Origin of the sequence: Ideonella margarita (assembly GCF_038066635.1) — a bacterium.
Lineage (GTDB): Bacteria > Pseudomonadota > Gammaproteobacteria > Burkholderiales > Burkholderiaceae_C > Ideonella > Ideonella margarita.
Genome location: NZ_JBBUTI010000002.1, coordinates 1 through 15,251 on the forward strand (window position 1 = coordinate 1; position 15,251 = coordinate 15,251).

11 protein-coding genes and 1 pseudogene are annotated in these 15,251 nt (G+C 66.7%); 3 read left to right on the plus strand and 9 right to left on the minus strand.

What is annotated here, in order from left to right; genetic code table 11:
• Positions 1 to 110 precede the first annotated feature (110 nt).
• Positions 111 to 959: pseudogene (locus tag AACH00_RS02985) on the plus strand (IS701 family transposase); the annotation flags it as partial.
• 147 nt (positions 960 to 1,106) lie between these two features.
• Here the strand turns inward: AACH00_RS02985 and AACH00_RS02990 are convergent.
• The gene (locus AACH00_RS02990) at positions 1,107 to 1,892 is read right to left on the minus strand and encodes a sugar nucleotide-binding protein (RefSeq protein ID WP_341397475.1); all 786 of its coding nucleotides are present in this window, start codon (positions 1,890 to 1,892) and stop codon (positions 1,107 to 1,109) included.
• Between the two features lie 170 nt (positions 1,893 to 2,062).
• Here AACH00_RS02990 and AACH00_RS02995 point away from each other — a divergent pair, with 170 nt between their 5' ends.
• Both AACH00_RS02995 and AACH00_RS03000 read left to right on the plus strand, forming a co-directional pair.
• Positions 2,063 to 2,623, plus strand: a complete 561-nt coding sequence (locus AACH00_RS02995) for a hypothetical protein (protein WP_341397476.1) — start codon at positions 2,063 to 2,065, stop codon at positions 2,621 to 2,623.
• Positions 2,586 to 3,293 (plus strand): hypothetical protein, encoded by a 708-nt coding sequence (locus tag AACH00_RS03000; protein ID WP_341397477.1) that lies wholly within the window; start codon positions 2,586 to 2,588, stop codon positions 3,291 to 3,293. The genes AACH00_RS02995 and AACH00_RS03000 overlap by 38 nt, the downstream gene beginning before the upstream one ends.
• Here the strand turns inward: AACH00_RS03000 and AACH00_RS03005 are convergent.
• From AACH00_RS03005 to AACH00_RS03040, 8 genes are all read right to left on the minus strand, one after another.
• The gene (locus AACH00_RS03005) at positions 3,290 to 4,765 is read right to left on the minus strand and encodes a glycoside hydrolase family 32 protein (protein WP_341397478.1); all 1,476 of its coding nucleotides are present in this window, start codon (positions 4,763 to 4,765) and stop codon (positions 3,290 to 3,292) included. The genes AACH00_RS03000 and AACH00_RS03005 overlap by 4 nt on opposite strands.
• Before the next feature lie 11 nt (positions 4,766 to 4,776).
• On the minus strand, positions 4,777 to 6,132 hold the full coding sequence (locus AACH00_RS03010) for an alpha-amylase family glycosyl hydrolase (protein WP_341397479.1): 1,356 nt from the start codon (positions 6,130 to 6,132) through the stop codon (positions 4,777 to 4,779).
• Positions 6,133 to 6,155: 23 nt separating this feature from the next.
• Positions 6,156 to 7,046 (minus strand): maltose ABC transporter permease MalG, encoded by an 891-nt coding sequence (malG, locus tag AACH00_RS03015; protein ID WP_341397480.1) that lies wholly within the window; start codon positions 7,044 to 7,046, stop codon positions 6,156 to 6,158.
• A gap of 39 nt (positions 7,047 to 7,085) precedes the next feature.
• Complete coding sequence (malF, locus tag AACH00_RS03020) at positions 7,086 to 8,687, minus strand: maltose ABC transporter permease MalF (RefSeq protein WP_341397481.1); 1,602 nt, start codon at positions 8,685 to 8,687, stop codon at positions 7,086 to 7,088.
• On the minus strand, positions 8,684 to 9,895 hold the full coding sequence (malE, locus tag AACH00_RS03025) for a maltose/maltodextrin ABC transporter substrate-binding protein MalE (protein ID WP_341397482.1): 1,212 nt from the start codon (positions 9,893 to 9,895) through the stop codon (positions 8,684 to 8,686). The genes malF and malE overlap by 4 nt, the downstream gene beginning before the upstream one ends.
• Before the next feature lie 155 nt (positions 9,896 to 10,050).
• A complete protein-coding gene (locus AACH00_RS03030) occupies positions 10,051 to 12,099 on the minus strand; it encodes a S9 family peptidase (protein WP_341397483.1) in 2,049 nt (682 codons plus the stop codon).
• Between the two features lie 81 nt (positions 12,100 to 12,180).
• Positions 12,181 to 13,707, minus strand: coding sequence for a tryptophan halogenase family protein (locus AACH00_RS03035; protein WP_341397484.1), 1,527 nt, complete (start codon positions 13,705 to 13,707; stop codon positions 12,181 to 12,183).
• 20 nt (positions 13,708 to 13,727) lie between these two features.
• Entirely contained in the window at positions 13,728 to 15,245 is a 1,518-nt protein-coding gene (locus tag AACH00_RS03040; RefSeq protein ID WP_341397485.1) for a tryptophan halogenase family protein, read from the minus strand.
• Between the last annotated feature and the right edge of the window lie 6 nt (positions 15,246 to 15,251).

A 15,251-nucleotide genomic window follows, 5' to 3' on the forward strand; every position in this document is an offset into this window, starting at 1 on the left:
GGTACATCCCACCCGCAGAGGCTGAGGCAAACTACTACCGGCAACTCGCCAGTCAGACTGCCTTGACGGAAGCCTGACTTAACCCAACGGGCCTCCATGAAACCCGGGGCGCTTCAGGTGCGCCCCGCCACTGTGTGCTGGCCGATGCCGGCTACGGCGTGGACACTGGGTTCCGGCAATCGCTGAGCGACATGGGCTTGCTGTACGCGGTGGGTGTCACCTCAGCGGTCGTGGTCTGGCCACCCGGTGTGGAACCCCTTGCGCCCGAACCCTACAGCGGCAAGGGCAGGCCCCCAGTGATGCCACGGCGCACCGCTGAGTTGCAGCCGATGAGCGTCAAGGCCCTGGCCCTGTCTTTGCCAACGCAGGCGTTCCAGACCATCAGTTGGCGCGAGGGCACCAACGAGCCACTGAGTGGCCGATTCGCGGCGGTGCGGGTTCGCCATGCGGGCGGCAACGCCGGCAAGGCGCGTCTGCGCCCACAGCAGTGGTTGCTCATCGAGTGGCCGGTGGACCAAGCCGAGCCGGTCAAGTACATCCTGTCGACCCTGCCCGAGAGCACGCCCCTCAACGACTTGGTCAGCGCCGCCTACCAGCGCTGGCGCATCGAGCGCGACTACCAGGACCTGAAGCAGGACTTCGGACTGGGGCACTATGAGGGGCGCGGCTGGCGAGGCTTCCACCACCATGCGAGCCTGAGCATCGCGGCCTACGCGTTCTTGATGGCCGAGCGACTCATTGCCGACAAACCCGTCGGCGGCAAAAAAAACTTTGCCGAACGCCAAGTGCCTGCCCTTCCCGAGGATTACATCCCCAGGGGCAGTCCTGCGCGCGCAGCGGCACGTGGCCCACTCGATCACGACGCTGCGCAACCAACTCAGCTACGCGCTGCTCGCCCGTCTCGGCCAGTGTCCTTGCTGCGGTCGCGCAAGCAAAAGACTACTCTTGTGACACAGTAAGACTAACCATTCGCCCTGACTGATGCAGGGGGCCTGCACGGCAATGGCGAGGCAAATGTCGTGACGCTGGCTGATAGCGGCCAGCGAGCTAGCCCGTCTCGACCGAAGCATCTCCAGCCGCTTCGGATCGCTTTGCCGACAGCAGCCTCACCTCGCGCCCCCCAACCTCCCCCCCAACCCCGGCAACACCACCCCCTGCCCCTCCCCAGGCATCAACCGCTGGTCATGCGCATACCCCGCCTCTGGCACCACCCGCCAGGCTCGGCCAGCCGCCTGTCCCAGCGCCTCAGCCACCTGCGCAAAGTTCCAGCCTTCCTGCGCGTTGCTGTCCAGGTGAATCAAGCCCGCAGGGGTGTGCGGTGAAGAGCTGGCGCCGTCCAGACGCAGGCATTGCGCCAGTGCAGCCACGGTGTCGTCCATGAATGAGCAGGCGGGACGCCACAGGGTGCTGGCGCCGATGCGGCCGTCGCGGGCTTGCCAGTCGTCCAGTGCGCGCAGCATGTTGTTGCCGGTGGCTGTCAGGTCGATCTGCCAGCCAATGCGAGCCACCACGGCGTGTGGGTGGGCCCGCCGCACGGCTTGTTCGCACAGCGCCTTGCCGCGGCCGTAGTCGTCTTGCGCGGTGGTGGCGTCGCCCACCTGGTGCGGGCCGTCGGGCTCGTGGTGAAACACCATGGCCGTGCTGGTGAAGACAAACGGCAGTCCGCGTTGCGCGGCCCACCACGCCATCCAGCCGGCCCAGTGCGCATCACCCATGGCCAGGTGCGCCACGGCTTGCACGCCTTGGGCGTCCAGCCAGTCGCGGCCGGCGGCTTCGTTGTTCACGTCCAGCACGTCACGTTGCCAGGCCAGCACCTCGTGGCCCTGCTGGCGCAGCAGCGCCGCCAGCTTGGGCGCCAGGGTGCCGTTCAGTCCAGTCACCAGTACCTTCATGCGGGGTTCCGTTTTGCGTTGCAACTGGCCCATTGTTTGGGGCTGGCGGCCATACGGTCAAGGCGCGCTGGCATACGTTGGCAGCGTGGCCGCGGCGCCAGACGAGCGCTTGCCAAATGCGGCGTCATCGGCGATATTCGCAATTCGCGAATGGCGAATATGCACCTCAGATGGACGCTCTCAAACCCCAAGACCTGCTGGTATTGCTGAAGGTGGCGGCGCACCCGCCTCAGCGCTGGACCTACGCCGCATTGGGCGAAGCGCTGGCCATCAGCGCCTCAGAGGCCCATGCCAGCGTGAAGCGCGCTGTGGCAGCCGGCCTTGCCGTGGCGCCTGCCCGCGGCGAATGGGCGCCGGTGCGGCCCAACCTGCTGGAATTCATCGTGCACGGCGTGCGCTACATCTGGCCGGCCTCTCTCGGTGCCGTCAAGCGTGGCGTGCCAACAGCCTTCGGCGCTGAGCCACTGGCCAGCCAATTGGCGGTGGCCCCCGGAGAAGCCCCCGTCTGGGCGCACCCCACCGGCAGTGCCAAAGGCCCTGCCATCTCGCCGCTGTACCGAACGGTGCCGCAGGCCGCGCTGGCCGATCCGGCGCTGCATCGCCTGTTGGCCTTGCTGGATGCGCTGCGCACCGGCCGCGCACGCGAACGAAGCCTGGCGGCCAAGCTGATGGAAGTCGAGCTGATGCAGTTTGATGCGGGCGGCGCTGGGGCTGGCGATGCGCGCCGATGACCCGAACCTGCCCGGCCTTCGCCAGATAGCCGAGGCGCTGGGCGATCTGCGTGAGCAAGTGGTGTTCGTTGGTGGTGCCGTGGCCGGCCTGCTCGTGACCGACCCGCTGGCCGACCCTGTGCGCGCCACCCGCGACGTGGACGCGGTGGTGAATGCCAACTTGGCCATGTTCCATCGCATCGAACAAGCAGTGGCCGCGCGAGGGTTCGCGCGTGATGTCAGCAGCGATGTAATTTGCCGCTGGGTGCACCGGCCCTCGGGTGTGCTGTTTGACCTGATGCCGATGCAGCCGGAGGTGCTGGGCTTTGCCAACCGCTGGTACCCCTACGCGGTAGAGACCGCCGTGTCTGTGAACCTGGGCCAAGACATGGCGATTCGGCTGGTGAGCGCCGTCGCCTTTGTGGCCACCAAGCTGGAAGCCTTTGCAAGCCGAGGTGGCGGCGACTTCGTGACCAGCCATGACCTGGAAGATGTGCTGAACATCGTCGATGGGCGTGAAGAGCTGGCCGATGAAATGGCCGTTGCACCCGCTGAGCTGCGACATGCCGTGTCTGCCGCAATCAACCAACTGTTGACGAACCAGGACTTCGCGAACGTGCTGCCCGGCTTGATCGCCGAGCCTGAGCGTGCCGACCTCGTCATGGCGCGCCTGAAGGCGCTGAGCCCTTAAGGCTGGGCCAGCGGCCACACCGTCAACGCACTGTGCCGCACGTTGCCGCCGTGGGCATACAGCTGCACGCCGCGGCTGGCGTCATCCGGAAAGATCAGCTCGGTCAGCGTGGCCGCGCCGTCGCCGGTGAACACTTCCACAGAGCAGCGGTCCAGCAGCACGCGCAGGCGCAGCGGGCCGGTGGGCAGCGGGGCTTCGCGGGCACCGGCCCAGCGGGCTTCGTCGGGCACGGCGCCTGAGTTGGATCGGTCAATGAACAGCACGTTGCGGCTGCGGTCCACGCCCACCACGGTGTGCTGGCCGGGGCCGCAGCGCACGCGCAGGCCGAACTGCGTGGCATCGGCCGCGCTGATGTCCCATTGCAGCTCGATGCTGCGGCCGTCCAGCGCGCCCAGGTCAACCTCCTGCACGCTGCCATCACCCGCGTCATCGGCAGTGTGGTTCAGGCTGATCTGCGGCCAGGTGCGGGGCGCACCACGCAGCGCGGCCAGGCCGGGCCAGGGGCGCTGGCCCACCCGCGGGCCGCGCGGCGTGTCCCGCAGGAAGAACTCGCGCGGCACCGTCATCGCCCCGCGCCAGGGCGCCGTGGGCGTGTGCTTGGCGTAGGCGTGGTTGTTCATCCAGCCCACCCACACGGGCGCGCCGTGGGTTGCGGGCAAATCGGCCCAGCTGAGCGCGGCGTAGAAGTCGCAGCCGTGGTCTACCCACAGGCCGTGGGGCTCGGTGGGTGCTTCGGCGGTGAAGCGTTCGCCATCAAAGTGGCCGATGAACACCTGCGCGCCGGTGCCGCCCGGGTGGCCGGCGAAGGTGTCGACCTTCAGCACCCAGCGGCGCGGCTCGTCAGTGCGGCCGGCGGGCATTTCGATCAGGTCCGGGCATTCCCAGATGCCGCCCACTTCACCGGCCGGCCCGAAATCACTCAGGTGTTGCCATTGCTTCAGGTTGGGCGATGCGTAGAAGCTCACCTGGTGGTCGTCGGGCCGCACCACGGCCATCACCCAGCGGGCGGTGGGCTCGTGCCAGAACACTTTCGGATCTCGAAAATCCCGCAGGCCGATATCTAGCACCGGGTTGCCTGCGTACTTCTGCCAGGTGCGGCCGCGGTCGGTGCTGTAGGCCAGCTCCTGGCCCTGCCCGCCCTCGGGCACGCGCTTGCAGCCGGTGTAGATGGCCACCAGCACGGGCTGGCCGGGGGCACCGCCAAAGCCGCTGGTGTTGTGCACATCAAGCACCACGCTGCCGGAGTAGATCGACACGCGTTCGTCTTCCGGAATGGCCAGCGGCAGGTGCTGCCAGTGCAGCAGGTCGGTGCTCACCGCATGGCCCCAGCTCATGTGGCCCCACTGGTCACCAAACGGGTTGTGCTGGTAGAACAGGTGGTACTCACCGTCCAGCCAGATCAGGCCGTTGGGGTCGTTGATCCAGTTCGTGGGCGCGGTGAAGTGCCACAGCGGGCGGTAGGCATCAGGCATGGCCGCAGCGCTCATGCTGTGGTGGTGTCTGTCGTGATGTCGGTCGTGATGTGCCACTGCCAGGCATCCAGCTTGGCAGCGCCAGCAACGCCCTGAAACGCCTGCGCCTGCCCGCTGCAGTTCACCACCACGCTGACGCTGTTGCCAGCCAGCGCGCGGCGGAAGGCAAACACCTGCGCATGGCCGGTGTTCAGCACCTCCACCGGCGCGCCGTATTGGCCGTTGGCCAGCGCCGCATTGTGGTGCTTCAGGGCCAGCAGCTCGGCATAAAACGCCTGGTGCTCAAAGCTGCCCCAGTCCATGGTGTCTTTCTCGAAGAAGGCCAGGCGCTTGTTCAGGCCGCTCTCTTGCCCACCCAGAATCAACGGCATGCCGGGCAGCGTGAAGGCCAGCACGGTCATCGCCTTCCAGGCCGGGCCATACAGCTCGGCGTCGGTGCCATGCCACGAGTTGATGTCGTGGTTGTTCGTGAAGCGCATGCGGTAAGCCGACTTCGGAAATGCCTTCGGCGGCTGAGCCACCCAGGCCGCCAGCGCGCTCGCATCGGCGGTGCCCTTGGCCACCTTCTGCAGCACGTCGCTCAAGTCCCAGCCGTAGGTCATGTCGAAGGCCTGCCCATGCAGGTCGGGCTCGGCCCATTCGGCCAGCATGAACATCGGCTTCATCTTGTCCAGCTCTTGCCTGGCCTGGTTCCAGAAGGGCGTGGGAACGAGGCCGGCCACGTCACACCGGAAGCCGTCCAGATCGACCTGCGCCACCCAGAAGCGCATCGCATCGATCATGGCGAGCCACAGCGCCTTGTTGTCGTAGTTCAGCGCCACCACGTCGGTCCAGTACTCCACCTGCGGCGTACCGGCATTGAAGGTGACGGGGAAGACCTTGCCCTTGGCGTCGAGCTTGTACCAATCGGTGTGGGCGCTGGTCCAGGGGTGGTCCCAGGCGGTGTGGTTGGCCACCCAGTCGAGGATGACCTTCAACCCCAGCGCATGCGCTTGCGCCACCAACGCGCGCACGTCATCGAGCGTGCCGAACTCGGGGTTCACGGCGGTGTAGTCGCTGATCGAGTAGTAGCTGCCCAGCGTGCCCTTGCGCTCGATCTTGCCGATGGGCTGGATCGGCATCAGCCAGAGGATGTCGACACCCATCGCTTTCAGGCGCGGCAGGTGCGCGCTGAAGGCCTTGATGGTGCCTTCGGGCGTGTACTGGCGAATGTTGACTTCGTAGATGTTGGCCTGGCGTGACCAGGGCACATGGGCGAAGTCATCAGGCGAAGGCGTGGCGGCAGCGGCGGTTGGCGGGTTCATGGCAGCAGCAGTGAAGAAGGCCGGCGCAAGCGCACAGCCGATGTTGAATTGACGACGTTGCATGGCGGCTTCCGGTTGCGGGTGGCTCAGCCCTTGACACCGCCGGCCGCCAGGCCCGCGATGAGCCAGCGCTGGGCGAGCAGGAAGACCGCCGTGATGGGCAGGCCCGAGAGGATGGCCGCCGCAGCGAAATCACCCCACCGGAAATTGTGTTCATGGACAAACAGCTTGGCGCCCACGGCCAGCGTGAGCTGGTCTTGCTGGCTGAGCAGCACCGAGGCCACCGGGTACTCGATGATGGCGCCGATGAAGGCCAGCAAGAAGACCACCGCCAGGATGGGCAGGGCCATGGGCAGCAGCACGCGCCAGAAGGTTTGCCAGGGCGTGGCGCCGTCCACGCGGGCGGCTTCTTCCACCTCCACCGGCAGGGTGTCGTAGTAGCCCTTCAGCGTCCACACATGCATGGCGATGCCGCCGGAATAGGCCAGCACCAGCGAGGCATGCGTGTTCAACCCGATGGCCGGCACGACGCTGCCCAGACGGTCAAAGATGGCGTAGATGGCCACCAGCGCCAGCACCGCCGGGAACATCTGCATCAGCATCAGCCCCGTCAGCAATTGGCGCCGCCCACGAAAGCGCAAGCGGGCCAGCGCGTAGGCGGCCGTGGTGCTCAGCAGCAGCGTCACCAGCCCTGACACCGTGGCCACCTTGATGGAGTTCCACAGCCAGCGCAGTACGGGCAAATCGGGCGTGATCATCGTGCCGTCTGGCCCCGCCACCGGCATGCCCAGCACGTAGCGCCAGTGCTCGAAGCTGATGGCTTCTGGAATGAGCGAGCCTGCCGCGAAATTGCCCGGCCGCAGCGACACCGAAATGACGATGAGGAAGGGAAATAGCACCGTGGCGCACAGCGCCAGCAAGAACAGGTGGGCCGCCAGCTTGCGCCAGCGTTGGGCCTTGGAATGCACGATGGCCATGGGCAGCTCCTTCAGGCGTGGCGCGGCGGCACGGGGGTGTCAGGGGCGCGCATCGTCATTGATGCGGGTGGTGCGCATCTGCACCAGCGTGATGGCCGCCACGATCAGGAAGATGACGGTGGAGATGGCCGCAGCCAGGCCGAACTGCTGGCCCGAATCCTGGAAGGCGATGCGCCAGGTGTAGCTGACGAGGATGTCGGTGGTGCCGGCCGGCAGCGCGGTGTCGAGCTGGTCCGGCGCGCCGCCCGTCAGCAGGCTGATCAGCACGAAGTTGTTGAAGTTGAAGGCGAAGGCGCTGATGAGCAGCGGCGTGAGCGGCTTGAGGATCAGCGGCATGGTGATGCGGCTGAAGTTCACCCACGGGCCGGCGCCGGCCACGGCCGAGGCTTCATACAGATCCGCCGGAATGGATTTGATGAGGCCCGAGCACAGCACCATCATGTACGGGAAGCCCAGCCAGATGTTGACGATGAGCAGCATCGTCTTGGCCAGCAGCGGGTCAGAGAACCACGCGGGCTTGATGCCGAACAGGCCGTTGAGGATGAGGTTGATCTCGCCGAGGTTCTGGTTGAACAGGCCCTTGAACACGAGGATGGAAATGAAGCCCGGCACGGCATAGGGCAGGAACAGCACCAGCCGGTAAGCGGGGCGGCATTCCAGCGCGTCCCAGTTCAGCAGCACGGCCAGCAGCAGGCCGAGTGCGGTGGCGCCCACCACGGTGAGTGCCGAGAAAACCACCGTCCATACGAACACGCTGGCGAAGGGTTCGCGGAAGCGCTCGTCGCTGAAGATGCGCAGGTAGTGGCGCAAGCCCACGTTCACCCGGAAGCCGGGTTGCAGTTGCTCACCCGAGGCGCTGGTGAAGAAGCCTTCGGATTCATCAGGCAGGTACACCGTGCCGGTGACACGGTCACGCAGGCCGCCTTCGGGCGTGCTGTCGTACAGCGGCTGGGTTTCGGCGAATTCGCGCAGGGAGCCTAGGCGCAGCAGGGTGGGTGGCTGCTGTTGTGCCTGCTGTTGTGCCTGTTGTTGCGGCTGTTGTTGCGGCTGTATTTGAAGCTGCAACGCGCGCAGGGCGGGCAGCCTGTCCACATGCTCACGCAGCGGTGCGGCGGGTGCCAAGGCGGCCAGGTCAGCCTCGGTGGCGGGCACCATGGCCAGCACCAGCGGGGCATCGGCCAGCAGCGGCACGGCGGCGCTCAGCAGCGTGGTTGCGGGGGCGGCGCCATCAGCCACCGGCGCCAGGCGCACACGCCAGCCACTGCCCGCCGCATGCAGGCTGAAGGCCCGCTGCGAGCCCGCCACCTGCAGGCTTTCTTCACGCAGCTGGGCCTGTGCCCGGTCACGGTCCAGCAGGTTGCGGGCGCTGTAGTTGGTGAAGCTCAACCCGAAGGTGTAGAGCATCGGGAAGATCACGAAGATGAGTGCGGTGGCAATGCCCGGCAGCAGGTAGCGCAAGGCACCACTGCGGCTGGACTGGTACGTCCACACCGCCAGCCCGCCCACCGCCAGCAGCACCATCGCCAGCAGGCTCTGCCCCGCTGCATGCACCGCCACCACGCCCCACAGCACCAGCGCGCTCCACAGCACGCCCAGCACCGGGCGCTGCCAGGTTTGCCAACGGCCGATCAGCCCGCTCATGAGGCCTCCCGGATGCGGCGGGCCGCGGCGGCCAGGGCCTCGGCCGGGCTCTGGCGAGATTCACTCAGGTTGGTCAACGACGATTTCATCGACGACCAGAACCGGCCCATCTCGGGGATGCAGGGCGTGAGCACGCCGTCGCGGGCCGAGGCCATGATGCCGGCCACCTTGGGGCCCACATCGGGCCGGGCCAGCAGCTCGGCATAAAACGCCTTGCTGGCCGGTGCGCCCAGCGGCTCGGCCTGGTCAATGGAACGCAGCCCGGCCTGGCTCAGCAGGCAGTGCTCGATGAACTCCACCGCCACCTCACGCTGGCGCGTGGCCCGGTTGATGATGAAGCCGCGAATGCCGGTGAACGGCCGCGCGGCCTGCCCACCCACCGCCGGAATGCGCGCCACACCGAAGTTGATGCCGGCGCGCTTCAGGTTCACCCAGGCCCAGGGGCCGTTGATCATCATGGCCACCCTGCCCTGCGCCATCGCGGCTTCCATTTCGGGGTAGCCGGCGCCCACGGGCATCACGCCTTCGCGCAGCAGGCGGGCCAGCAGCTCAGCCCCGGCGCGGGCACCGGCGTTGTCCACGCCAATGTCAGTGGGGTCGTAGCGGCCGTCGGGCAGGCGCTTGAAGCTGTAGCCGCCTTGTGCGGCCATCAGGGGCCAGGTGAAGTAGGCGTTGGTGTAGTCCCACAGCAGGGCGTGACGGCCTTGGCGGGCCAGGCGCTGCTCCAGCTCGAACACCTGCTCGAAGGTGGTGGGCGGCTGGCTGACCAGCGCCTTGTTGTAGATGAGCGTGACCGCGTCCAGCGCATACGGATAAGCCCAGGTGCGGCCGCGCCACTCGAAGCCTTGCCAGGCCAACGGGTCGATGTCTTCAAACACCGCGCGGCTGGGGTTCACGGCGTGCATCAGGCCGCCGGCCACCCATTCACCGATGCGGTCATGCGGCGCGGTGCACACGTCCGGGCCTTTGCCGGCCGCGGCGGCTTGCTGGAATTTGGCTGGAATGCCGTCGGGCGTTTCCACCACCACCGGCACACCGGTGGCTGCCGTGAACGACTCCGCCGCGCGCCGGATGCCGGCCGCACCCTCCACGCTGTACCAGACCACCAGCGGCTCACGCCCCGAGGCGCTGCCCGCCAGGGCGGAACGGCCGGCCCCTGCTGCCAGTGACAGCCCGCCCAAGGTGATGCGCCTGCGGAGTCGGTTCATGCTCTGAAAAGTAGTTCAACTACATTTTGGCATCGATTGCAAAACCGTCGCCTACAGGTTTATGCCTAGGCTGTTTCTGGCGATTCAGCGCAACTTGCCGCACTTGCCGGTGCCTCATCGCCTTGACACGCGCGCCGCTCAGGCATGTACTAAAACTACTTCGCACCGATGTGCTGCGCCAGGAAGCCGTCCACCTGCGTCCAGAAGTCGATCTGGGTGGGCGGGTCAAACCAGCCGTGACCGGCTTCGGGGTAGACGATCCAGCGCACGTCGCGGTTGTGCGCCTTCAGGGCGTCGCGCATCTTTTCGCCATGCACCAGCGGCACGCGCTGGTCCTTGGCACCGTAGGCCATCAGCACCGGCACCTTGAAGCGCGCGGCCTGGGCCAGCGGGGAGTTGGCCTCGAACTGCGCCGCATCGGCCTTCGGGTCGCCCATCAGGCGGGGCAGCACCCAGCCCTTCACGTCCTTGCCGAAGTCGCTCCAGTGCACGCTGAACATCAGGCTCTGGTCGGTCACGCCCACCCAGTTCACGGCGCAGCGGTACAGCTCGGGGTGCTTGATCGGGCCCATCATCGCGGCATAACCGCCGTAGCTGGCACCGGCGATGCACACGCGCTTGGGGTCCGCCACGCCCTTGTCCACGGCCCAGCGCACGGCGTCGGCCAGGTCGTCCTGCATGGCCAGGCCCCATTGCTTCAGGCCGGCGCGGAAATGCTTGTCGCCAAAGCCGGCGCTGCCGCGGAATTCCGGTTGCAGCACGGCATAACCCCGGCTCGCCAGGAACTGCACCTCGGGGTTCCAGCCCCACTGCGCACCACGCACCCAGGGGCCGCCGTGCACCCACAGCACCAGCGGCAGGTTCTTGCCATCAGAGCCCGGTGGCAGCGTCAGCCAGGCCGGCACGGGCAGGCCGTCGCGGGCGGTCACGCGCACCAGGTCCATCGCACCCATCGGCACGCCCTTCAAATCCGGGCGCAGCTGGCCCAGGCGGCTGAGCTTGCGGGTCTCGCTGTTGTAGAGCAGGCTGAGGCCCGGCTCCTTGTCGCTGAAGGCATTCACCAGCACCCATGGCGAATCACCATGGCGCGCCACGGCCAACTCGTTCACCGTGTTCGGCAGGGCCTTGTCCATGCTGGCCTGCAAGGCCTTGCGGCGCTCGTCGAACCACTGCGTCACGTGCGCGTCGCTCACGTAGCGCACGCCCGCCAGGTTCTGTCCGGCCCACACCGGGGCAGCGCTCAGGTCGTAATCGGGCGAAGCCACCAGGGCCGGCAGCTGCGGTGCGTTGGTGGCCATGTCCCACACATACACACCCATCTTGTCGCCACCCGCCCGGGTGTTCACCAGCAGGCGGCCCTGGCCGTCCACCAGCAACGGCGAGAATGCGGCGTCCAGCACGTCGGCTTCGGCCAGCGTCTTCCAGCTGCCATCGGTTTGCCTGAACAGCATGGCGCGGCGCTGGCCCTTGCTGGTCAGCACGGCGCGCAGTTCTCCGGCCGGGTCAAACGCGAACTCGACGCTGTCTTTGGGCGCGTCCACATCCACCGTGCGGCCCGTGAGCGTGTTCAGGCGTTGCAGCAGGAAATCACTCGGTGCGGCCTTGTCAAAGGTTTGGGGCCGCACCACCCAGATGTCGTCGCCCTGCTTCAAGCCGACACCCGGCAGAGGCCGGGTGGATTGCGGCAGCAGCTTGCTGTTTTCTCCGCTCTTGACGAAGGCGCCCAAGGTTTCAACCAGCTGGCGGAACTGACTGCCGTCCGCGTTCACCGCGAACAGGCCCGGGTTGAAGCGACGGTCTTCGGGTGGCAACTCCCACACGCCCAGGTTGTAGGCCAGGCGCTGGTTGTTGATCCAGAAGATCTCGCCGATGTCGGCATCTTCGGCAGACGCCACGATGCTCGGCTTCATGGTGTCGAGCTCCATCACGGCCAGGCGCGAGAACTGCCCCTTCACCGCCGTGCGGAACGCCACGCGCCGTCCATCGGGCGACAACACCGCGCCACCAAACACCGGCTTCTGGAAGATGGCTTCGGCCGTCTCGCGGCCGGTGCGTGCGGGGGTGGTTTCAGCAGCTGCGGCTGACACCGGCGCGGTGGTGGTCACCAGCAGTGCGCTGGCCTGCAGCAGCAACGTTGCGCCCATGGCGGCGCGCAGAACACGCCGCGCCACGCCGCCGGCCTGGCGCTTGTCCATCGTCTTCATGCTTGTCTCCCTGTGCCTGTGCGGCTGTTTTTCTGGGTGTCTCGGGCGCGTTGTCGGATCACTCGCCGGTCAGCTTGCTGCTCAACGCTCCGAGCAGATGTGCGACACCACCTCGGCATGCGTGGGCATCACCTCCACGCACTTGGCAATGGTGCCGCTCACGTTGTCGAGGTACTGCGCCAAGGCGTCATCGTCGAGGTTGTCCACCAGCGGGTGATAGCTGCCGGCATGCACGCCCTGGCCGTGCATCACCTGCAGCCAGCTCACATGCGTGAACATCTCGGTGCTCTCGCGGAAGATGCGGCCGCTGCTGCGGTACAGATCGAGCTTGGCCTGCAGCGTGTCCGGAATCGGCATGGTGCGCACGTAGTTCCAGAAGGCTGAATCGGTGCGCCGGGTCTGCTGGTAATGCAGAATCAGGAAGTCGCGGATGCGCTCGAACTCAAAGTCCGCCTGGCGGTTGAATTCGTCGATGTCGGCCTGCGCAAAACCGCGGTCCGGGAAGAACGTGGCGATGCGCGCGATCTGCGACTGGATCAGGTGGATGCTGGTCGATTCCAGCGGCTCCATGAAGCCGCTCGCCAGGCCCACCGCAATCACGTTCTTGTTCCAGAACTTCTTGCGCTTGCCGGTGACGAACTTCAGCGTGCGCGGCTCAGCCAGCTTCGGGCCGTCGAGGTTGGCCAGCAGGATGCTGGTGGCCTCGTCCTCGCTCATGAACTTGCTGGAAAACACATGGCCGTTGCCGATGCGGTGCTGCAGCGGAATGCGCCACTGCCAGCCCGCCGCATGGGCGGTGGAGCGCGTGTAGGGCAGCAGCGGCGTGCTGCCGTGCTCGCAGGGCACGGCCACCGCGCGGTCGCAAGGCAGCCAGTGCGTCCAGTCGTCGTAGCCGGTTTGCAGGGCCTGCTCGATCAGCAAGCCGCGGAAGCCCGAGCAGTCGATGAACAAGTCACCTTCGACCCGCTCGCCGCTGTCGAGCACCAGCGCTTCGATGAAGCCATCAGCACCACGCTGGATGGTTTGCGCCACGATGCCTTCGGTGCGGTGCACGCCGCGGGCCACGGCGAAGTCCCGCAGGAAGCGGGCATACAGCGCGGCGTCGAAGTGGAAGGCGTAGGCGATGTCGGCCAGCGGTGAGTTGGCCAGGTCATGGCGGGCGCGCATGAACTTGTTGTCATGGCAGGCCGCGGTGTTGATGGAGTAGTCCTCCAGCGGCCGGGCCAGGCCACGCTGGTGCTGCTTCAACCAGTAGTGGTAGAAGCTGACCATGCCCTCGTCCTGGCCGATCTTGCCGAAGCCGTGGATGTAGCGCTCACCCACCTGGCCCCAGTTGACGAACTCGATGCCCAGCTTGAAGGTGCCGCGCGTCTGGCGGATGAACTCGTCTTCATCAATGCCCAGCGACGAGTTGAAGAAGCGGATCATCGGGATCGTGGCTTCGCCCACGCCCACGGTGCCGATGTCGTCCGACTCGATCAGGCGCACCTTGCGCCAGGGCGGCAGCAGCTTGGACAGCGCCGCGGCGGTCATCCAGCCGGCGGTGCCCCCGCCCACGATGACGATGTTGCGCACCGAATCAGGTGCGGCATGGTTGTCTTGTTGCATGGCGTTGAACTTCGGGTGAATCAGAACTTGATGGACGGCGCGCGGCAATGCTCGGCGATGAAGGCGGCGTGGCTGGGCATCACGTCCAGGCACTTGCCCACCACTTCACGGATGTTGCCGAGGAACTCGGTGATCTCGGCCTGCGGTACCACGTCCACCAGCGGGTGGTAACGCGTGGCCTTCAGGCCCTGCCCGTCCATCACCTGCAGCCAGCTCACCTCGGAGAACAGCTCGTTGTTCTCACGCGTGATGCGGCCGTGGCTGCGGTACAGGTTCATGCGGCGCTGCAGGCCTTCGGGGATTTCCATGTCTCGGCAGTGGCGCCAGAACGGCGTGTCGTCGCGCAGCGTCTGCTTGTAGTGCAGGATGAGGAAGTCGCGGATGCGCTCGTACTCGAAGCGCACCTGGTCGTTGAACTCGTCGACATCGGCCTGCGCAAAGTCGCGGTCCGGGAAGAAGCTCACGATGCGAGCCACCATGGTTTGAATCAGATGGATGCTGGTCGATTCCAGCGGCTCCATGAAGCCGCTCGCCAGGCCCACCGCGATCACGTTCTTGTTCCAGGCCTTGCGGCGCATGCCGGTGACGAACTTCAGCGGGCGCGGCTCGGCCAGCGGCTCGCCGTCGAGGTTGCGCAGCAGCACCGCCGTGGCTTCGTCGTCGCTGATGAAGCGGCTGCAATACACATGGCCATTGCCGGTGCGGTGCTGCAGAGGAATTCGCCACTGCCAGCCGGCCTCACGCGCCGATGACTTGGTATAGGGAATGGGATCGCCGACCTTGGCACACGGCACCGCCATGGCGCGGTCGCAGGGCAGCCAGTGCGACCAGTCTTCGTAGCCGGTCTTCAGCGCCTGCTCGATCAGCAGGCCGCGGAAGCCGGAGCAATCGATGAACAGGTCACCCGTGATGCGGTCGCCGTTGTCGAGCAGCAGCGAATCGACATGGCCGTCGGACGAGCGCAGCGTCACGTCCAGCACCTTGCCTTCGGTGCGCACCACGCCGCGGGCTTCGCTGTACTTGCGCAGGTAGCGGGCGTACAGGCCGGCGTCAAAGTGGAAGGCGTAAGCGATGTCGGCCAGCGGCGTGCCGGGCAGATCACTCGCCGTGCGCATGAACTTGCCGGCATATGCCGCGCGCTGGGTGATGGAGTAGTCGCCCAGCGGGCCTGCCAGGCCGGCCTGCGACATCTTCTGCCAGTACTGGTCAAACGGCAGCGTGCCCAGGTCCTGGCCCAGGCGACCGAAGCCGTGCATGTAGGACTCGCCGAGGCGGCCCCAGTCGTTGAATTCGATGCCGAGCTTGAAGGTGCCCTGGGTCTCGCGCAGGAACTCGTCCTGGTCGATCTCGAGCGCGGTGTTGAAGCGCTGGATCATCGGAATGGTGGCTTCGCCCACACCCACGGTGCCGATCTCGTCGGACTCGACCACGCGGATGCGGCTCTTGCCGCCCAGCAGCTTGGCCAGCGCCGCGGCGGTCATCCAGCCGGAGGTGCCGCCGCCCACAACCACGATCTGACGGATGGCTCGGTCTTTCATGCTCGG